Annotated in this window: 18 protein-coding genes and 2 other annotated features; of the genes, 15 read left to right on the top strand and 3 right to left on the bottom strand. The window is 37.4% G+C overall.

The features are described from left to right. Positions 1–51 precede the first annotated feature (51 nt). Positions 52–290, top strand: a binding site (T-box leader). A 168-nt stretch (positions 291–458) separates the two neighbouring features. Further along, positions 459–698 (top strand) — a binding site (T-box leader). Between the two features lie 51 nt (positions 699–749). The 9 genes from trpE to scfB all read left to right on the top strand — a co-directional run bounded on the left by trpE (position 750) and on the right by scfB (position 9091). After that, on the top strand, positions 750–2162 hold the full coding sequence (gene trpE, locus M014_RS0109245; protein ID WP_026591470.1) for an anthranilate synthase component I: 1413 nt from the start codon (positions 750–752) through the stop codon (positions 2160–2162). Further along, positions 2159–2746, top strand: a complete 588-nt coding sequence (locus M014_RS0109240; RefSeq protein WP_026591469.1) for an anthranilate synthase component II — start codon at positions 2159–2161, stop codon at positions 2744–2746. Before trpE ends, M014_RS0109240 begins: the two co-directional genes overlap by 4 nt. After that, entirely contained in the window at positions 2743–3768 is a 1026-nt protein-coding gene (gene trpD / locus M014_RS0109235) for an anthranilate phosphoribosyltransferase (RefSeq protein ID WP_026591468.1), read from the top strand. Before M014_RS0109240 ends, trpD begins: the two co-directional genes overlap by 4 nt. Continuing rightward, positions 3769–4530, top strand: a complete 762-nt coding sequence (trpC, locus tag M014_RS0109230) for an indole-3-glycerol phosphate synthase TrpC (RefSeq protein WP_026591467.1) — start codon at positions 3769–3771, stop codon at positions 4528–4530. Continuing rightward, positions 4527–5135: a phosphoribosylanthranilate isomerase gene (locus M014_RS0109225; RefSeq protein WP_026591466.1), complete on the top strand. Its 609-nt coding sequence runs from the start codon at positions 4527–4529 to the stop codon at positions 5133–5135. The genes trpC and M014_RS0109225 overlap by 4 nt, the downstream gene beginning before the upstream one ends. Positions 5136–5137: 2 nt before the next feature. Further along, the gene (gene trpB / locus M014_RS0109220; protein WP_026591465.1) at positions 5138–6331 is read left to right on the top strand and encodes a tryptophan synthase subunit beta; all 1194 of its coding nucleotides are present in this window, start codon (positions 5138–5140) and stop codon (positions 6329–6331) included. A 3-nt stretch (positions 6332–6334) separates the two neighbouring features. Further along, a complete protein-coding gene (gene trpA, locus M014_RS0109215; protein WP_026591464.1) occupies positions 6335–7096 on the top strand; it encodes a tryptophan synthase subunit alpha in 762 nt (253 codons plus the stop codon). Positions 7097–7407: 311 nt separating this feature from the next. After that, entirely contained in the window at positions 7408–7557 is a 150-nt protein-coding gene (gene scfA / locus M014_RS28125; protein ID WP_079999468.1) for a six-cysteine ranthipeptide SCIFF, read from the top strand. Between the two features lie 127 nt (positions 7558–7684). Further along, a complete protein-coding gene (gene scfB / locus M014_RS0109205; protein ID WP_026591463.1) occupies positions 7685–9091 on the top strand; it encodes a thioether cross-link-forming SCIFF peptide maturase in 1407 nt (468 codons plus the stop codon). Between the two features lie 179 nt (positions 9092–9270). On the opposite strand, the gene M014_RS0109200 is transcribed toward scfB, so the two are convergent. Further along, positions 9271–9630: a hypothetical protein gene (locus tag M014_RS0109200; RefSeq protein WP_026591462.1), complete on the bottom strand. Its 360-nt coding sequence runs from the start codon at positions 9628–9630 to the stop codon at positions 9271–9273. 240 nt (positions 9631–9870) lie between these two features. Between M014_RS0109200 and M014_RS0109195 the strand changes: the two genes are divergently transcribed. From M014_RS0109195 to M014_RS0109185, 3 genes are all read left to right on the top strand, one after another. Then, entirely contained in the window at positions 9871–11367 is a 1497-nt protein-coding gene (locus M014_RS0109195; protein WP_026591461.1) for an L-lactate permease, read from the top strand. Positions 11368–11467: 100 nt separating this feature from the next. Next, positions 11468–12151: a DUF2278 family protein gene (locus tag M014_RS0109190; protein WP_026591460.1), complete on the top strand. Its 684-nt coding sequence runs from the start codon at positions 11468–11470 to the stop codon at positions 12149–12151. Positions 12152–12662: 511 nt separating this feature from the next. Beyond that, a complete protein-coding gene (locus M014_RS0109185) occupies positions 12663–14471 on the top strand; it encodes a GMC family oxidoreductase (protein ID WP_231503922.1) in 1809 nt (602 codons plus the stop codon). Between the two features lie 273 nt (positions 14472–14744). Here the strand turns inward: M014_RS0109185 and M014_RS0109180 are convergent, their stop codons facing one another. Beyond that, complete coding sequence (locus tag M014_RS0109180; RefSeq protein ID WP_026591458.1) at positions 14745–15596, bottom strand: hypothetical protein; 852 nt, start codon at positions 15594–15596, stop codon at positions 14745–14747. A gap of 276 nt (positions 15597–15872) precedes the next feature. On the opposite strand from M014_RS0109180, the gene M014_RS0109175 reads away from it, so the two are divergent. Further along, a complete protein-coding gene (locus M014_RS0109175; protein ID WP_026591457.1) occupies positions 15873–17132 on the top strand; it encodes a TcaA 3rd/4th domain-containing protein in 1260 nt (419 codons plus the stop codon). Positions 17133–17308: 176 nt separating this feature from the next. Here the strand turns inward: M014_RS0109175 and M014_RS0109170 are convergent, their stop codons facing one another. Further along, on the bottom strand, positions 17309–17743 hold the full coding sequence (locus M014_RS0109170; protein ID WP_026591456.1) for a hypothetical protein: 435 nt from the start codon (positions 17741–17743) through the stop codon (positions 17309–17311). Between the two features lie 362 nt (positions 17744–18105). On the opposite strand from M014_RS0109170, the gene M014_RS0109165 reads away from it, so the two are divergent. Together M014_RS0109165 and M014_RS0109160 are read left to right on the top strand one after the other, a co-directional pair. Beyond that, positions 18106–19440: an FAD-dependent oxidoreductase gene (locus M014_RS0109165; RefSeq protein ID WP_026591455.1), complete on the top strand. Its 1335-nt coding sequence runs from the start codon at positions 18106–18108 to the stop codon at positions 19438–19440. 182 nt (positions 19441–19622) lie between these two features. After that, entirely contained in the window at positions 19623–20033 is a 411-nt protein-coding gene (locus M014_RS0109160; protein ID WP_026591454.1) for a DUF3908 family protein, read from the top strand. Positions 20034–20042: the final 9 nt, after the last annotated feature.

Below are 20042 nucleotides of genomic sequence, written 5' to 3'. Positions count from 1 at the left end.
AGCGTTGACTTTTCGGAAAAGTAGAGAATATAATGAATGCAACTTAAAAAAATGCAAGCGTTGATGAAGAAGAGTACGTATTATGAACATGTCAGAGAGCTGATGGTTGGTGCGAATCAGTATGGAATTAATATGGAATGGCCTTCGGAGCTTCCAAACCGAACCGAAAGAAGTAGGCTTTGGCGACATGATCTCATCGATACAAGAGACACGTATTAACTTTTGATACGGCAAAGTGCGTTACATGTGTAACGAATTAAGGTGGCACCACGGGAGTACCCGTCCTTTTTATAGGATGAGTACTCCCTTTTTGTGTATAAATATTTGTTCAAAAAGGAGGATACGGAGTGTAGATAGAACTACATGAGTACCAGACTGGCGACGCAGGCGAAGAAATGCGAAAGCTATCTTTACCGGACTTTTTGAATATCCTGTATAAAAATAAATGAACTAAATAAACTAAATCGTTTAAGTAAGAAGAGTACGTATATTGGAGACGTTCCAGAGAGCCGGGGATAGGTGGGAGCCCGGTGCGGTGCCATATACAGAATGGGCTTACGAGAGGTATGCTGAACCGAAAGAAGTAGGCAACCCGGGTTCCGCCGTTACAAGGATAAGGTATATATTTGTACCTGAATAAAGAGGGATGCTTTTGCATCCAAACGAGGTGGTACCGCGGTAAATTTATCGTCCTCTGCATATTCCGATATGCAGGGGACTTTTTTATTTTAAATAGTGAGGTGGCAGTCATGATAACGAAAGAACAATTTCAACAGAAGCAAGGAAAGACATTTTTGGTCATTGATGAAGAAGAAGGAGATAGTGTGACACCGATTGCTTTATATCGCCGGATGAAAGGTGAGAAAAAATTTTTACTCGAGAGCTCACAGCTTCATCAAGATAAGGGACGTTATTCCTATTTAGGATGTAATCCATACGGAGAAATCAAAAGTAGTGGCACAGCGGTAGAGATTACGATAAATGGTAGGAGTGAACAGATAGAAGAAAACGTATTGCAAGCATTGAAAAAGATACTTGCGCCATCGGAGGTGGAAAGTCCATTTCCATTTTGCGGAGGAGCAGTTGGATATATTGGTTATGATGTGATTCGGCAATATGAAGATATTGGAGAAGAACTGTTTGATCCGATAAATATTCCAGAGGTTCATGTATTACTATACCGCGAGTTTGTTGTATACGATCATTTACGTCAGAAATTATCGTTTGTATATGTATACAGAGAAGACGATACAGACTCTTTTGAAGAAGTGTATGAGAGATTGCAGGTATATAAACAAAATGTGTTACATGGAGAAGAAGAACAAGTAACAGAAATGCAGTCTTCTTTATCCTTTACTTCTTCTATAACGGAAGAAAAGTTTTGCGAAATGGTAGAAAAGGCACAAGAATACATTCGAGCTGGTGATATTTTTCAAGTTGTATTGTCTCAGCGTCTGCAAAGTGAATTTATAGGCAATTCATTTGCATTATATCGCAAACTTCGTATTGCAAATCCATCACCATATATGTTTTATATTGATTTCCAAGATTATGTTGTGCTTGGTTCTTCACCAGAAAGCTTACTGTCTGTACGAAATGATAAGGTGATGACAAATCCGATTGCAGGAACAAGACCACGCGGAAAAACAAAAGGTGAGGATGAAGAGATAGCGAAAGAGTTGTTAGCAAATGAGAAAGAGCGTGCTGAACATATGATGCTTGTAGATTTAGGGAGAAATGATATCGGGCGAGTAAGTGAAGTCGGTTCTGTTAGATTAGATAAGTATATGGAAGTAGAGAAGTACTCGCACGTTATGCATATTGTATCTGAAGTTTCCGGAATATTAAAAAAACAAATGAGTTGTTTTGACGCATTAGCTTATTGTTTGCCAGCTGGCACTGTATCCGGTGCCCCGAAAATTAGAGCGATGGAAATTATAAATAGATTAGAAAAGGAAAAAAGAAATGTATATGCCGGAGCAGTAGGATATATAGCTTTTTCTGGAAACCTTGATATGGCGCTTGCGATTCGCACAATGGTTGTAAAAGATAAGAAAGCATATGTGCAGGCGGGAGCTGGTATTGTCTATGATTCAGATCCAATTGCTGAATATGAGGAGACATTGAATAAAGCGAAAGCACTTTTGGAGGTAATGAAATGATTGTACTCATCGATAATTATGATTCGTTCACTTATAACCTGTATCAATTGTTGGGGGCGTATTACAAAGAGATAGTGGTACTGCGAAATGATAAAGTGACGGTTCAAGAACTTGAAGAAATGAAACCAAAAGCAATTATTCTTTCGCCAGGACCTGGAAAACCAGAAGATGCAGGGATTTGCATCGAAGTAATCAGGCATTTTTATAAACAAATTCCGATTCTTGGCATTTGTCTTGGACACCAAGCAATTATTTCGGCATTTGGTGGGGAAATTGTAAGGGCAGAACATATAAAACATGGGAAAACATCACGGGTAAAACATAATGGCACATCGATATTTTCATATGTCGCGCAGCCGTTAACTGCGATGCGCTATCATTCACTCGTGGCAGCGAAGCATACGATTCCAAAGTGTTTCGATGTACTAGCAACAGCGATGGATGATGGGGAAGTCATGGCAGTTTGCCATAACTATTATCCACTCTTTGGATTACAGTTTCACCCGGAATCAATTGCGACGGAAGAGGGCGGGAAATTAATGCGTGCATTTTTATCTAATGTGAAAGAGGAGGAGCGAGTATGAACAGTTATCTACGAAAATTAGTAGAAAGCCAGAACTTAACGGAACAGGAAATGTATGAAGCAGGCCTTGCACTCTTAAGTGAAGATATATTAGAAAGTGAAATTGCTGCTTTTTTAGCATTGTTAAAGGCAAAGGGTGAAACAGCGGATGAAATATATGGTCTCGTTCGTGCTCTTCGGGAAAAGGCATTACCATTTGCAAGTCATATAAAAGGAGCAATGGATAATTGCGGAACAGGCGGAGACGGTGCACAAACATTCAACATTAGTACAACATCTGCTTTCGTACTTGCCGGTGCTGGTGTAAAGGTGGCAAAGCATGGGAATCGCGCTGTTTCTAGTAAAACAGGGAGTGCGGATCTATTAGAAGAATTCGGTGTCAATATTGCATGTACGCCAAGAGAAATTGACTATTTATTAGAAAAAGTAGGCATAGCTTTTCTATTTGCACCAGCGATGCATCCAGCACTTAAGCGCATTATGAAAATAAGAAAAGAGCTAAATGTACCGACCGTTTTTAATTTAATCGGTCCGCTTACAAATCCGATTGATTTAGAAACACAGTTTGTTGGCATATACAAACGAGATATGCTCATGCCTGTAGCAGAGGTATTGCAAAAGCTCGGTAGAAAACAAGCGCTTGTTGTAAATGGGAGCGGATTTTTAGATGAAGCATCTCTGCAAGGAGAAAATCATGTGGTGATTTTAAAAGATAATAAGATTATAGAAGCAAGTATTACGCCAGAAGAATATGGGTTTTCTCGTGTGAAAAATGAAGAGATTAGAGGCGGAGATGCAAAAGAAAATGCCAATATTACATTCGGGGTACTACAAGGAAAAAAGAGTGTATATCGTGATACGGTGTTATTAAATGCAGGTCTAGCCCTTTTTGCAAATGGAAAAGCAGAGACAATTGAAGAAGGGATTCATATTGCGGCTCAAAGTATAGATTCGGGAAAAGCACTAGCGAAATTAAATGAATTAATTGCAGCTAGTAATAAAAGATTAGAGAAGGTGAACTAAATGGAAACAATTTTAGATAAAATTGTTAAGCAGAAGAAAAAAGAAGTAGGAGTGCTGCGCGAAACATATACACCGGTGAAGAAAAAACGGAAGTCACACTCCCTTGTAGAAGCGTTGCAGAAATTCACAGTCATTGCTGAAGTGAAGCGAGCTTCACCATCTAAAGGGGATATTAATTTACATGTAGACGTAACGAAACAAGTGAAAACGTATGAAGAGTGTGGTGCCGGAGCTGTCTCTGTTTTAACGGATGGTCAGTTTTTTAAAGGATCTTTTCACGATTTAGAAACGGCACGATCAAATAGTAATATTCCGCTTCTATGTAAAGACTTTATCATCGATACGATTCAAATTGATCGGGCGTATGATGCTGGAGCGGATTTCATTTTACTTATCGTTGCTGCCTTGCCGAAGCAAAAGTTACAAGAATTATATGCATATGTACAAGAGCTCGGATTAGAAGTAATTGTAGAAGTACACAATGAGGCAGAATTAGAGATAGCGCTAGAACTAAACCCTCATGTGATTGGAATAAACAATCGTAATTTGAAAACATTTGAAGTAGATCTCAGCACAACTGAAAATCTAGGAAAACGGCTAAATGAGGAAAATATACTTTGGATTAGTGAGAGTGGAATTCATACGGAAGAAGATATCATGCGTGTGAAGAAGGCCGGGGCAAAGGGTATTCTTGTTGGGGAAGCGCTGATGACTACACCTTCCGTCGGAGACTTTTTCCAATCGCTGAAGGTGACAACATGAAAGTGAAGATTTGCGGCATTACCGATGTAGAAACAGCAAAAGTAGCTTGTGAATACGGCGCAGATGCTATTGGATTTGTATTTGCGAAAAGCAAAAGGGAAATTACACCTGAAAGAGCAAAACAGATTATTGATGAGCTTCCAGTTGATGTAATGAAAGTGGGTGTGTTTGTAAATGAATCGGTAGAAGTCATCCGGAAAATCGCAAATGATTGTGGCTTAACGCATGTACAACTACATGGGGATGAAGGGAATCATCATGTTAGAAGATTGAATATTCCGTCTATAAAAGCGATTGGTGTACATTCGAGTGAAGATATAGAGCAATCACCAGACTATGAAGCTGATTTTCTCTTATTTGATAGTCCGAAAGAAAAGTTTCATGGCGGAAATGGCAAAACATTTTCTTGGCAGTTACTAGATGGTATGCCAGATGAAATTCGCAAAAAGTGCATTTTAGCTGGTGGATTACACATTGAAAACATTAAAGAAGCGATTGAAATTGTTAAGCCGTATATGGTAGATGTCAGCAGCGGAGTAGAAACAGATGGCAAGAAAGATCATGAGAAAATAAAACAATTTATTAGAAAAGTGAAGGAGTGTTAGGTATGAAGTATGCATATCCAGATAAAAAAGGTCATTACGGTATATATGGAGGACGTTACGTTCCAGAAACGCTCATGCAGTCCGTTTTAGAATTAGAAGAAGCGTATAAAGAAGCGATGCAAGATGAAGCCTTTCAGCAAGAATTGGAGCATTATTTACAAACGTACGTTGGAAGGGAAACACCGCTTTATTTTGCAGAGAACCTAACAAAGTATTGCGGCGGGGCGAAAATTTATTTAAAGCGTGAAGATTTAAATCATACAGGAGCTCACAAAATTAACAATACAATTGGGCAAGCGCTTCTTGCAGTACGAATGGGTAAGAAAAAGGTTGTAGCTGAGACAGGAGCTGGACAACACGGAGTTGCAACGGCGACGGTATGCGCATTACTCGGTCTAGAGTGCGTCATTTTCATGGGAGAAGAAGATGTAAAACGCCAAAAGTTAAACGTCTTCAGAATGGAACTATTAGGAGCAAAAGTTGAAAGTGTTGCAGCGGGTAGTGGAACGCTAAAAGATGCAGTAAACGAAGCGCTTCGCTACTGGGTTGCACACGTGCACGATACGCACTACGTAATGGGATCTGTTCTTGGACCGCATCCGTTCCCGCAAATTGTACGTGATTTTCAAAGTGTAATTGGGAAAGAAACGAAGAAGCAATATGCAGCGCTTGAAGGGAAATTACCAGAAGCAGTTGTGGCTTGCATTGGCGGGGGAAGTAATGCGATGGGGATGTTCTATCCATTTGTACACGATGAAGAAGTTGCTCTTTACGGCATAGAAGCAGCAGGGAAAGGCGTTCATACAGAAAAGCATGCAGCAACACTAACGAAAGGAAGCGTTGGCGTCCTTCATGGTTCGATGATGTATCTCCTACAAAATGAAGAAGGACAAATTCAGGAAGCACATTCTATTTCAGCAGGGCTAGATTATCCAGGAGTTGGGCCAGAACATAGTCTGCTAAAAGATATTGGCCGTGTCTCTTACAACTCAATTACAGATGAAGAAGCGCTGGCTGCATTCCAGTTACTAACGAAAAAAGAAGGAATTATTCCTGCGTTAGAAAGCTCACATGCTGTAGCGTACGCACTTAAACTGGCGCCTACGATGAAGCAAGGTGAAGGACTTGTCATTTGTTTATCGGGCCGCGGTGATAAAGATGTTGAAAGTATAAAACGTTATATGGAAGAGGTGTAAATGATGGGAGTAGAAAGAATTACGGCAGCGTTTCAAAATGGAAAAAAAGCATTCATCCCATATGTAATGGGGGGAGATGGTGGCTTAGAAACATTAAAGGAACAAATTCGCTTCTTAGATGAAGCAGGAGCGAGCATTGTTGAAATTGGTATCCCTTTTTCTGATCCAGTTGCAGATGGACCAACAATTCAAAGAGCAGGAAAACGAGCATTAGATAATGGCACAACGCTCGGTGGAATCTTTCAGGCATTAGCGGAAGTAAGGCAAGAAGTAAATATTCCATTTGTACTTATGACCTACCTAAACCCGATTTTAGCATTTGGAAAAGAACGGTTTATCAGAAGCTGTCTTGAAGCTGGAGTAGATGGAATTATCGTTCCAGACCTGCCATATGAAGAACAAGATATTATTGCACCACTTCTTCGTGATGCGAATATTGCTTTAATTCCACTTGTTACAGTAACGAGTCCAGTTGAACGGATTGAAAAGATTACGAGGGAATCGCAAGGGTTTGTTTATGCGGTAACGGTAGCGGGGGTCACTGGGGTTAGACGTGACTTTAAGCAAGAAATTCATAGTTACCTAGAAAAAGTAAAAGCGCATGTAAATATTCCAGTAGTTGCTGGATTTGGCATATCGAAGGCTGAGCACATAGAGGAAATGATTACTGTATGTGATGGAGTTGTTGTTGGGAGTAAGGTAATTGAGTTATTAGAAACAGGAAAGCAGAATGCAATTTGTGAGTTAATCGCTACAGTGAAATAATAAGAAGAGGCTACCTGTTAAGGGGCCTCTATTTTATTAGGAAATAAAGGTGTTTGTTATGTATGAAAACACATGAATCAAACAGCTGAACAATGAGGGACTTTCATTAGAAGCAGACAATCTTTATCAAAATATACGCACAATCGAGTGGAATTTCCGTAACACGAATGATTGACGTAAACCAAAGGTGTTGTTAAAATTATTTCTGGGATTAATGTGAAGTTATTCACAAATTGTAGTTGTGAATGTGAAAACATTCACAAAAGTTGAAAGTGTTTCTTAAAAATATTCTTTAAAAGGAGTGATACGTTATGAAAAGAATCGTAACACTAAGTACTCGTAAACTGACAGATACAGTAAAACATGGCGGATGTGGTGCATGCCAAACATCTTGCCAATCAGCTTGCAAGACGTCTTGCGGAGTTGCAAATCAAAAATGTGAGAACACAATGAACAGATAGAAAAGAAGAAAGATACCGCCCAACTGCTTTCCGGATGGGCGGTCATTTTTATCCCATATGAACAAGAAGTAAAGGCTCCATTAACGGAAGTGTTACTTTATAGATAAAAGGAGTTTGATTATTAATCATGATTCATCAATATAAACTAAACGGGTACAACATTGTACTCGATACTTACAGTGGATCAGTACATGTTGTTGACGACCTCGCTTATGAAATCATCGCGCTGTATGAGACTACTGCTGCAGAAGAAATCATAACAATGATGTTAGAAAAATACGTACATGATTCCGATATCTCTGAGAAGGACATTCGGGAAACCATTGCAGATATCGAAGAGCTAAAAAATGATGGGCAACTCTTTACTGAGGATGAATATAAGAGCCTCTCAATTAATTTAACAAATCGCCAAACTTATGTAAAGGCTCTTTGTCTCAATGTTGCACATACATGTAACTTATCATGCGAATATTGCTTCGCCAGCCAAGGGAAATACAATGGAAGTAGAACGATTATGAGTTATGAGGTTGGTAAAAGAGCTATCGATTACCTATTGGAAAGCTCCGGTCACCACAGAAACCTCGACATCGACTTCTTTGGCGGAGAGCCGCTTATGGCCTGGAAAGTTGTAAAACAGATTGTTGCTTACGCAAGAAGTAAAGAAAAAGAGTACAAAAAAACGATACGCTTCACCTTTACTACAAATGGTATGTTGCTAAACGATGAAGTCACTGATTTTTTGAATAAAGAAATGTACAACGTCGTATTGAGTCTTGATGGAAGAAAAGAAGTCCATGATCACCTTCGTAAAACAGTAACTGGAAAGGGAAGTTACGATTATATCGTTCCGAAATTCCAGGAATTCGTTAAAAAACGTGGAGATAAAGAATACTATGTGCGTGGAACCTATACTCATAACAACGTTGACTTCACCAATGACATTTTTCATATCGCAGATCTTGGTTTCGACAAGCTCTCGATGGAACCGGTTATCTGTAATCCTGGGGAACCATATGCACTCACAGAAGAGGACCTTCCAGATATTTATAACCAGTACGAAATTCTTGCTAAGGAAATGATAAAGCGTGAGGAAGATGGTAATGGATTCACTTTCTATCATTACATGCTTGACCTTTCAGAAGGCCCTTGCATCCAAAAGAGAATTTCGGGCTGCGGCTCAGGAACTGAATATCTCGCTGTTACGCCATGGGGTGAGCTTTTCCCTTGCCACCAGTTCATCGGGGATAACGAATACAGCATGGGAAACATCTGGGATGGGATTACAAAACAAGAGATGCAATATCAATTTAAAGAAAGCAATTGCTACTCGAAGCCAGAATGTCAGGACTGCTGGGCAAAACTTTACTGCAGTGGCGGTTGCCCTGCCAACGCACTGCACGCAACCGGCTCCATCAATGGAATCTACGATTTCAGCTGTGACATCTTCCGTAAGAGAGTAGAATGTTCCATGATGGTTAAAGTAGACGAATCCATGAGAGCTATGGAAAGAAACAAACAAGCCGTGGCTCAATGAGCATAAAGATATGATAAGGCTGAGAGATAAGTCGAAAATTTGATTTATGCTCAGCCTTTTTAAAGGTGTTCTTTTTTTTAGACAAAAAAATCCTCTCTAAAGGTGGAAAGCTTCTTCACTTTTTTAAACATCGCGACTTTAGTTCAAATCTACATTCCCTTACATAATTACAATTCTAATCAATCTCTTATCCGTTTTCTAATCTCAGCAGCTAGGTTAGTAGGATTATCAATTTCAAAAAAGACATATTTGTATTTTTCATGACCATCTAGTTCGATCATTACAAGAGGTACTTTGTTTTCATAAGAGAGAAAATACCATTCATCAGCATATTTAAAACTACCTTCAAAAATGTTAAGTGCTGAAATGGAAGTTCCAGGCATTCGGAGCATCCATTGTGGAGCATCAAAATAGTCAACATATACATTTTGAATCGTATTATAAGGGATTTTCAATTTCAATTTTAGGGCAAAGAACCCTGTTACTCCATTTAATTTTAGCGTCATACTATCGTTATCAAACTGTATTTCTCTTCCCATATGCCCCCTCCTCATTTTTGTGAAATGGAACACCGTTATCTAAATTATACCATTTAGATAATAACAACGAGGGGTATTTCTCGACTTAGATTGTATATACGCCAAGGTAACATAGGAGTATTATGTGTCTACTACTGCATCACATAAAGGGATTTGAAGAACTGTTACGAATGAATTGAATATTCTGCTAACTGTTATATAATAGTTACAATTGTACTTTATAAGAAATGAGATGATGGTATGGCTGTTTTGTTGGCTCTTATTCCAATTATGATGATCTTTATTTGTTTATTTGTATTTAAGCAAACATCGCTTAAAGCTTCATTAATTTCCTATGCTGTATGCGGTGGAATCGTTTTACTAACGCCAATGTTTCGACTGCAAATGGGAGAAATTGTACATGCAACGGTTAAAGGCAGTTTAATTTGTTTTATCGTCGGATATGTTTTGTTTTTTGGTATTCTTTTATTTCACCTCATGAACAAAATGGGTTACATTGACCAAGTTGCACGCTTTATAGAGCATGTTACACGAGATCGATTATTACAAATGCTCTTAATGTGTTTTGGGATTTGTCCACTTATTGAATCAGTAAGTGGATTTGGAATTGGTTTTATGGTGTCAGCTCCTATTTTTCTTTCACTTGGCTATAAACCGTTTCAAGCAGTTTTGTTATCCTTTATCGGTTTACTAGCAAGTTCATGGGGAGCGATGGCAACGGGAACAATTATCGGATCGCAGCTTATCAATATGCCATTAGTAAACTTAGGATCTAGTACAGCACTACTTAGCATTCCGATATTCGCGTACTTTATTATATTTTCTTTGTATGTAGTAGGTGGGTGGTCTGCGGTAAGACAGAAATGGAAGGAAGCAGTAGGGTTTTTTCTCTTATTTTCTGTAGCTATCTATCTTTCTAATACATATGTTAGCGTTGAACTAGCTGGGATCTTAAGTTCAATTGTAACAATTACATTTGGCTTCCTTATCATTAAAATATCAGCAAGGCAGGAAAAGGAATTGTTATCGGAGCATGCTGCAACGACGCAGCGAGAAGTTTCTATTTTAAAAATTATAAGTCCTTATTTATTTTTAACAGTTTGTATTTTGCTTTCTCGTCTCATTCCGTCATTACATAATATATTGCAATCTTATGCTATTCTTGATTTACCAACGTACTCTTATAAACTAGCATTATTATATTCACCTGGATTTTGGCTTGGGGTTACATGCTTATTTACCATTGTGTTCTTCCGTATTCCTTCTACTATTCTAAAACAATCTTTATTGCAAACACTAAAGCAGTGGATACCGTTTGCGATTACAACGACAATGTTCATTGCTATTTCAGAATTAATGGGTGCGGCGGGTATGCACACATTGTTAGCAGAAGCAGCAGGGCAAATATTTGGAACGATATTTGTTTTTGTTGCCCCGTTCATTGGTGCGATTGGTGGTTTTTTAACAGGAAGTAACGCAGGATCGAATGCGATGTTTATAAAACTACAAATGCAAACAGCGCAAAACGTAGGGCTTCCGTGGCAATATGTTACGACGCTGCAAAATACAGCATCATCTGTAGCGACGATTGCTTGTCCATCACGGATTACACTTGGGGCCTATTTATGTAATATCCCGCACTGTGAGAATGAATTATTAAAGAAGACGACGCTTATGATTTTTGGAGCGGTGTTGATTGTGGTGGTAGAGGTTGCCGGGTGGTATGCATTGCAATAAAATATTTGATGAAATCCTCTGCTTTAGGAGGATTTTTGCTTGTTGGTGGATAATTTATAAAAGAACAAGTGTTTCTATTTTGTGAAGAGGAGATGATCCTATGCCCCTAAAGAACTACGGCGTTCTAAAAGGTATAGCACGACAATCCATGATTGGAAAAGGGAAAACACCTCATTATCAAGTTCATTTGCAAGATGAATTAGGAGTAGACTACCGCGTGGCAATGAATGTGAAATCGCAGAGTTATCCATCAGAAGTACTATATTATGCAAGTGAAAATATAAAATCGAAAGCTATTAAGATTTTACCGACATTACCATTTGGATTTACAGAAATTAAAAATAATGAACCAAAGGTAGCTTTAGATTATGTGCGGGGAAATTTATTTGATTCAAAACAGATGATTCTTTTGCCGCCAGAAAAATCGGGAACTGACAATGATTTAAATGAAAAAATAGAATATTATATAAAACGAGCAATAGAAGAAAAGGCAATTATTTATGCATTTGGAGAACGATGGGGTCCGGAAAATAATGTGCCTGATCGATATTTTCATTTTAAACCTGGTAATGGGATACATGATATTCATATGAATCAAGGGAATGTAGAGAAGTGGCAAGGGGATGATGGCACATGGCAAGATGGCGGCCTATTCATCCATTTTGAGAAAAAGCAGCAATGGATTGGGATTTTCCTTGCGTTTCAGTCGCAGTCTTGGTGTACAGACGAAGAGGGGCATGCTCGGGTTCCAGTGGAGCAGTGTAATTATATAACTAAAACTTAATGAAAACAGCTAGTTCATTTTGAACTAGCTGTTTTCATTTTGTAGAACATAAAGCTGATGATGTTCCAGTTATAAAGTGTATTAAACTGAACTTTATTGATACAATCCTATTCTTCCTTTTACTCTCACCATATCTCATAAAATAAAAATTTAGATTCACTATTATATGTTACGAATAACTAATAGGTTGCATTCAAATAAAATAGTAGACTCAATAGCAAATATACTATTTTTATATGGGAAATAAGGACAATTCTGAGAAAGCATACTTCATAAAATACGTATGTATACATGCTTACATAAAGCTTTCAAAAGAGAAAAGGGTTTACTCCGTGATGAATAAAGGAGTAGCCTCTTTGTTTATTACGTATAATGAGGTGTTATGTTAACCTCACATGAATAGGGCATAATATTTATGCTTTTTTTGGGGACAAGTAAAGACAATGGTACAAGAAAACTGGCTCGTTATGCATTTAATATACTAAATGCAAAAAAAGGAGCTTGATTATTCATGTCATCGAAAAATAGAAAATGTTTCAATCCCTGTTTATTTGCTTTTCCCCTTCCAGAACCTATTCCAGAGCCTATAAAACCAATAGAACCTATCAAATTTGATTATATCGTGATTGGTGCTGGAACTGCTGGAGGGGTAATCGCTAAAGAATTAACAGATGACAACAGTACGTCTGTACTAGTACTTGAAGCAGGAACGAATATGACGAATGAACTAAGTAGTGGTTCTATTGAAAAGGCAATTGATTTAGCTAGTGATAATAAGTTTACCTTTAATATTACTTCTACTCTTGAGCAAACCATTAGACGTCCACTTCTTTCACAAAATGGTCGGGTGATTGGAGGAAGCTCAGAAATTAATGACATGTATGCAGTGCGCGGGAGTAAAGAACTTTATGACCAGTGGGCAGGCCTAGTTGGTGACCAATGGAGTTACAATCATATTCATTCCCTATTTATACAAAATGAAACTTATACAGGAGCGACACAAAGCCCTAATGAGAGGGGATATGAAGGTCCTATTTTTGTTAGACAACAACTGATTCCTCCTCATGGGTTGATTGAAACGTTGACTAACGCAACAGCGCAGGTTTTGGGTATCGACATTGTTGAGGACTATAATACAGGTGTAAGAGATTGTACATTTTACAAATCACAATATACCCAGCATGAAAAAAATGGTCAATTTGTGCGTTCATCGACAGCAACAGGCTACTTAAATGACCATATTGTTAGTCAAGGAAACCAGTTTCATCCAGATGAGTTTGGAGTTGATGGAAGAAAGTTGGTTATTTTAGCTAAAACAACTGTTAACAAAATCTTATTTAAGAATATACAGGGACGAAACGTTGCAATTGGTGTTGAATTTGTCAAGGATGGTGTTACACATAGAAGATTTGCAAGAAAAGGTATTATCGTCTCTGCAGGATTTTTTTCCTCAGTCATTTTACAACGTTCAGGAATCGGCAACTCATGCGATTTAGCTAAAGCAGGTATACCAACATTGATAGAGAGTCCAAATGTGGGTTACAATCTTCAAACTCAAGCGTATGTTGGAATGGGAGTTAGGGTAGACACCTCCCAACTAGCACCGATATTATTGACTGATCCTGATCAGCCCATTGCCTTAGGTGCTTTTAAAGCAGAAAATCCGGCGAGCCTTGAAGGGCGTCGTCTCCAAATGTTTGGAGCGCCCGTAGCTTTGTTTCTCCCTATTCAAGATGTACTCGGAAATGGCTGGAATTTTGATATCTCCAGTGGTACCAATATCATGAGTTTCGGCATTTTAGATCTTAACCCGAAAAGCAAGGGGACGATTATGGTAGCACATAGCGATCCGGAAGCTCCTCCATCGCTCACCTTCAATCCGTTACAAAATCGTGATGATATAGAATATCTGGTGGATCAATATATAAACACATACAATATTGTTAAGCAGGCTCAAGTAACACCAAATAGTGGCATACATGAGGTTGTCTATCCTCCTGAATATATTTTTAATTTACCTGAATTAGACAAACGAAAGCAACTTGAGAATTATGTCCATGCGTCTTATTCGAACTTCTTTCATTTTGGAGGGCAGTGTAAGATGGGACGAACGATTCAAGAAGGGGTTGTAGATGGATTCTTAAATGTTTTTGGCACCCAAAACCTTAAAGTTGCTGACCTTTCTATTTCTCCTATTTTACCAGATGGCAACACTTCAATCCCTGCTCAGATGATTGGTTTAAATGCGGTACGATTTATCCAGGAGGACCCTCACCCTTACGTAGTGGATGATAAAGAATTTGAGGATTATAAAGGATAGCGCTCCTATTTTAATATTTTTGTACACTAAGAGATGCTTAAAACTCAATATTAGGGATAGAAGGAATAAGCGTGCTATAAAGTATAAAATAGCTTACTGAAAATGGGAGAGCATCTTCAATTTTAAAAAGAAGTGCTCAACATGCACTTTCATGAGGACACTTAAAGGTCATATCAAGCAAAAAAGTACACTATTAAATATATGAGCGAAGTATCTTATCTATCATGTGCAACATGATAGATAAGATACTCGTTTATAAAATCCCATGTACTATCACTTGTTTTTAATATTATAGAGTGAACTAGCTGTTTTCATTTTGTAGAACATAAAGCTGATGCATACAGCGATACATGAAAATAGTATGGCAATACTAGAGAAAGCAAGTACATACATATTGTATTTCACTACATTCCCTATTAGTTGATTACTATCATAATGAAACAGCCCTGCTATCGTATTGAAGAGGAAAAGAACGATAAATATAGTAATTACACCATCTAACGAACCTTCTATATCCGGTTTGCTTAAGGCGATGTGTGCAGAGATACAAATCGCGATAAAAAGAAAAAGCCAAAACAAAGGATTAAATAAGTTGCTAACTGTAAAGAGACTTTTTAATAAGAGAATGGATGATAATAAAATATTTTGTAGCATATTGATATTGATAGAAGCGGTTTGAGTATTTGTTTCAAGAGCATGCATAAATACTGAATAAGATTGTGGTACGAAATAATACATCAAAAGTATCAAGGCGACCATCCCTGAAAAAATAGGAGCAATTCCGATGAAAAAGTTCCCTATTCTTTGATATATGCTTCTTTGATTATATTGATGCTTCACATACCCCAAAAAACCGTTATTTGTATTCGTAGGGAACAACTGAATGGCTACAATTTGATGCCGGAATAAGATACACATAACAGCATGTCCTAATTCATGAATAGGAACGCCAATCCAAGCTGATAAAAGGAATCCTTTTCTACCAAAAGCTTTCGTCCAATATGTTCGTGTAAGAGATTCTAAATATCCTAATAAAAAACCAACCAAAATGATGATACCGATTAAAGAAAATAGTTGTACCAAACTAGTAATGAATATTTGAAAAAGTGTGTGTGCGAGTTCCATAGTTTTTGTCCAATCTATTATTTTTTTATGGTGTATAAACTTTTACATATTGTATATAGATAGAAAGGTTTTTGTCAAAATGTTGCTAGACAGAAGCATGGGGTTCTTGTAGTCATGTTTTGTCTCCTCGTACATATATTAAAGTTAGATCGTAGCGGAATGGATCCTGTGTGTACATGGATTATCGCATATATATTGATTGGTCTTATATCAAAACAATAGTCGATACCTTAAATAGAGGGATAACGAACTTCTAACGAAAAGGTGGCTGAATGGATGAAGGTTTGTGCAAAATGTGGTTCACAATTAATGGATGGCGTGCAATTTTGTCAAAGTTGTGGAACGAGAATAGTTGAGCACGAGCGGAGAGGAAGTGAGAAGGAACCACAGATACGAAAGAAAATGAGCCGAGGAAAGATAATATGGATTGGGATTATCGTTCTTTTTGTTGTTAGTTTTGGCGGAGCATATATGTATGGAGCAAAGTATTATTCTGCAGAAGCACAAATCGATAGAATGATTACGATGTTACAAGAAAGGGATGCGGAAAAACTAATTGATATGGTTACAACAGATGACCCGCAATTTGTAGTAGATAAAGAGAGTGTAGCTCCGTTGTTTTCGTATATAAAAGAATATCCTTCCTATGTTCATGATTTAAAAGCTTCTATACAACAGCAAAAGAAGAAGGAAAATAATGTAGAAAAAGTAGATTTTGTATTAACGAAGGATGGAAAATACCTCTTTCTATTTGATCGATATAAATTGAAAGCAAAAACGTATTATGCAACGCTCCTTACGAATGAAAAGGATGCATTGTTAAAGGTAAATGGGAAAGAGTTAGATAAGACAACTGATAAAATGTTTGAAAAGCAATATGGACCATTTTTTCCTGGGATTCAAACGTTCCAATCAGAGTTTAAAAATGATTATGTGAAGCTAGCGCGTGAAGAAAAAGTTTTGCTTATGAAACAAAATCAAAATAATGTAACGGTTGATCTATCGTTACAAGGGCACTACATTACCATTCAAACAAATGTAACAGGAGCAACATTATATGTAAACCAGAAACCGATTACGACTCTCACAGGGGAAGAATTTAAATGGGGACCGGTCGCTACTGATGGGAGCATTTCTATTTATTTAGAAAAAGAGGGCGCAAGTAGAAAAGAACGAACAAAGGTGGAACATATATCAACAAACCAATACTATACATTATCGTTTCAAAAAAAATCTGAAGAACAACAGTCATCATCTTCTTCGCCACCAGTAACAACAAAGTATGTATATAACGGATTTTTCTTTCCTGATAGTCATATTCGTAAGTTAACAAGTGCAGAGCTAAACGCTTTAACAAAAGATCAATTGCGGATTGCGAGAAATGAAATATACGCTCGGCATGGGCATATTTTTCAAACGAAAGATATGCAGGACTACTTTTTAAAACAGTCATGGTATCGGGAAAATCCATATTATTCAGGAGGGCTGAATGATATCGAGACGTATAATGTTGAACTTATAAAGTCAAAGGAGTAGGCAAATGAAATTCATTTCCTTGTTATAGAAATGAAAGGTACATCAAGGATCATGGTGATGTACCTTTATTATTTATATGGTTGCATTTCATGTAACAAATCCTTTTATGTTTCATGGTAACGATGACATGATTCCGGTTGAAAAATATAGAAGAATTTAAAGGTGAAATTCCCTTTTTATGATTTCTGTAATGGTATGAGGGGAGCTCTAGCTGGTTCGCGAGAAAAAAAGATATGAAAGAGAAAATTGACTCTACTTGCTCTGCCAGTTGTGCTAGCTTGGACATTGGCTAAAGAACTGGAAGAAAGCATGGCTTCAGAGTTCGGTGGAACAGTAATCTCGAGTTTACTGCTTAATTCTTCTGATGTGACAACTGTTATTGTGTCGTAAGAGAGGTTGATAATTTTAAGGATACCAAGTGGATAGACAGCCTCGTCAGGCTGTGATGTGGATGCAAATAGGGTAGATTTCCAAATTTCTTGAAAAAAGGTACTGCTATCAGCTGACCAAGCTTGTGCACCGTAGAGTGTTGCGCTAATGCTGAATTCCTGTTCAAATGATTGAGCAACTTTTGGTTCAACAGGAGTAGAGATAAGAAAATTACTACACACCGTTTTTTTCACCTACTTTCTATTACGATTGTTATAGCATATTAATAATCGAGTTTGTGAGACACGACATTTTACCTATAGCCGTTCAAAGGAGAGGAAAAATAATAAAAAACCACTCTTTTTTGGGGAGAGCAGCGTCCACCTGTGTGTAGACGTGGTAAGAGCCCTATTGTTTTCAAAGTATAAGTCAAATGGATCTATATACAAAGATGTACGTTGTTATGTTTGGAGGAAAGGGGTTTATTTGTAAACAAAAGGAAGAAAGTATTATACTTTGTATAAGATACGTATAGAGAAAAAGGATTTATTTATGATCAATTTGGAAAATGTAAACAATAGAGACTGTAAGAAGGAGTGATTTGGTGAATTATGTAATCATTGGTGGAGACGCTGCTGGCATGAGTGCAGCCATGCAAATTGTTAGAAATGATAAAGATGCAAAAGTCGTAACGTTAGAAAAAGGTGAAATATACTCCTATGCGCAGTGTGGACTTCCATACGTGATTAGTGGTGCAATTGCTTCCACTGAAAAATTAATTGCACGGGATATTAAGACATTTCGTGATAAGTATGGAATTGATGCTAAAACACATCATGAAGTAACGAAAATTGATACTGAAAACAAAATTGTACATGGTATACATACAAAGGAAAAAGTGAAATTTCAATATAAATATGATCGATTATTGATTGCAACAGGAGTTAGACCTGTTATGCCAGATTGGGAAGGAAAAAATCTGCAAGGTATTCATCTTTTAAAAACAATTCCGGATGCCCATAAAATATTGGAGACGTTACAGGAACAGAATGTTGAGGACGTAACAATTATCGGGGGCGGGGCAATTGGTCTTGAAATGGCTGAAACATTTGTGGAACTTGGAAAGAATGTGCGAATGATTGAAAGAAATGATCATATCGGTACGGTTTATGATGCTGATATGGCAACGTATATACATGAAGAAGCAGCAAAGCATAATATTGAAATTGTGACAAATGAAAATGTAAAGGTATTTAGGGGAAATGAGAAAGTTGAATTTGTCGAAACAGATAAAAGAACGTATAAAACGGATCTCGTTCTAGTATCAGTTGGTGTGCAGCCAAACACGGAGTTTCTTACAGGAACAGAAATTCGCAAGAACAAAAAAGGGGCGATAGAAGTAAATGCATATATGCAAACGAATGTGGAAGACATCTATGCAGCAGGAGATTGTGCAACGCATTATCACATCATAAAAGAAACGCATGATCATATTCCACTCGGTACTACTGCGAATAAACAAGGGCGCCTTGCTGGACTAAATATGATTGATACACGAAGAGCGTTTAAAGGAACGCTTGGTACGGGCATTATTAAATTTATGGGACTCACATTAGCAAGAACAGGTTTAAATGAAAAAGAAGCAAGTGGGTTGAAAATACCATATAACACAGTGAAGATAGAGGCAACAAGTATGGCTGGCTATTATCCAAATGCAACGCCGCTTTATGTGAAATTAGTGTATCGCTCTGATACAAAGCAACTATTAGGTGGACAAGTAATTGGAGAAGAGGGTGTAGATAAGCGAATTGATGTCATTGCGATGGCACTCTTTCATAAAATGAGCATTCATGATTTAGAAGATGTTGATTTAAGTTATGCACCGCCATACAACAGTGTTTGGGATCCGATTCAACAAGCAGCACGGCGAGCGGAATAGTACTTCTTATAGAAGTGCTATTTTTTTTGAAAACAGCCAATTATACAAAAGAGACACGAAAGCATATTTTTCCTTGAAAAATGTAGTACTTATCTATTATATTTTCATATAGTATTTATTTTTTACATACATAAAAATATGATAGAAACAAGTTAGCACTGAATGATGCAGGAGGATAAGGAATGTCGATCAATATGAGAACAGTAGAAGAGTGGATTGCGGAATCAAATGCAAGACATGAGGAGGACTTTGGAGAAATTGTCCAAGAAATAAAGGAATTATGTGTTGCGGTTGATAACGCTACATTAATTTACCCGAAACATGTATTTTGTTTTGGGAAAAAAGCGGAAGTCTTCTTCTTTTTCCAAGATCATGTTGTCGTTGGTCAAACGAAAGAAGAGTACATTGAAGTTGAAAAATTAAAATATGAAGACATTACAGATATAAGTCTAAAAACAAATGATAAAAATACAACGTTACAGTTGAGATTCTCAAATGGGAATTCTATCATGCTGGATAGTTTAAATGATAACTGTGGAGCGAAAAATTGGTTGTTTGCAAGACAGATTAAAAGTATTTTTAAAGTAATTTAATAGAAAAAG

This window comes from Bacillus sp. UNC437CL72CviS29 (assembly GCF_000482345.1).
Lineage (GTDB): Bacteria > Bacillota > Bacilli > Bacillales > Bacillaceae_G > Bacillus_A > Bacillus_A arachidis.
This window is presented reverse-complemented; position numbering and strand designations above follow the sequence as displayed.

Coding starts and splice junctions, on each gene's coding strand:
- M014_RS0109240 (WP_026591469.1), top strand. CDS start 2,159: ATGATTGTACTCATCGATAATTATGATTCGTTCACTTATAACCTGTAT.
- trpE (WP_026591470.1), top strand. CDS start 750: ATGATAACGAAAGAACAATTTCAACAGAAGCAAGGAAAGACATTTTTG.
- scfB (WP_026591463.1), top strand. CDS start 7,685: ATGATTCATCAATATAAACTAAACGGGTACAACATTGTACTCGATACT.
- M014_RS0109160 (WP_026591454.1), top strand. CDS start 19,623: ATGTCGATCAATATGAGAACAGTAGAAGAGTGGATTGCGGAATCAAAT.
- M014_RS0109190 (WP_026591460.1), top strand. CDS start 11,468: ATGCCCCTAAAGAACTACGGCGTTCTAAAAGGTATAGCACGACAATCC.
- M014_RS0109185 (WP_231503922.1), top strand. CDS start 12,663: ATGTCATCGAAAAATAGAAAATGTTTCAATCCCTGTTTATTTGCTTTT.
- trpC (WP_026591467.1), top strand. CDS start 3,769: ATGGAAACAATTTTAGATAAAATTGTTAAGCAGAAGAAAAAAGAAGTA.
- trpB (WP_026591465.1), top strand. CDS start 5,138: ATGAAGTATGCATATCCAGATAAAAAAGGTCATTACGGTATATATGGA.
- trpA (WP_026591464.1), top strand. CDS start 6,335: ATGGGAGTAGAAAGAATTACGGCAGCGTTTCAAAATGGAAAAAAAGCA.
- M014_RS0109180 (WP_026591458.1), bottom strand. CDS start 15,596: ATGGAACTCGCACACACACTTTTTCAAATATTCATTACTAGTTTGGTA.
- M014_RS0109200 (WP_026591462.1), bottom strand. CDS start 9,630: ATGGGAAGAGAAATACAGTTTGATAACGATAGTATGACGCTAAAATTA.
- M014_RS0109225 (WP_026591466.1), top strand. CDS start 4,527: ATGAAAGTGAAGATTTGCGGCATTACCGATGTAGAAACAGCAAAAGTA.
- trpD (WP_026591468.1), top strand. CDS start 2,743: ATGAACAGTTATCTACGAAAATTAGTAGAAAGCCAGAACTTAACGGAA.
- M014_RS0109175 (WP_026591457.1), top strand. CDS start 15,873: ATGAAGGTTTGTGCAAAATGTGGTTCACAATTAATGGATGGCGTGCAA.
- M014_RS0109195 (WP_026591461.1), top strand. CDS start 9,871: ATGGCTGTTTTGTTGGCTCTTATTCCAATTATGATGATCTTTATTTGT.
- scfA (WP_079999468.1), top strand. CDS start 7,408: ATGAAAAGAATCGTAACACTAAGTACTCGTAAACTGACAGATACAGTA.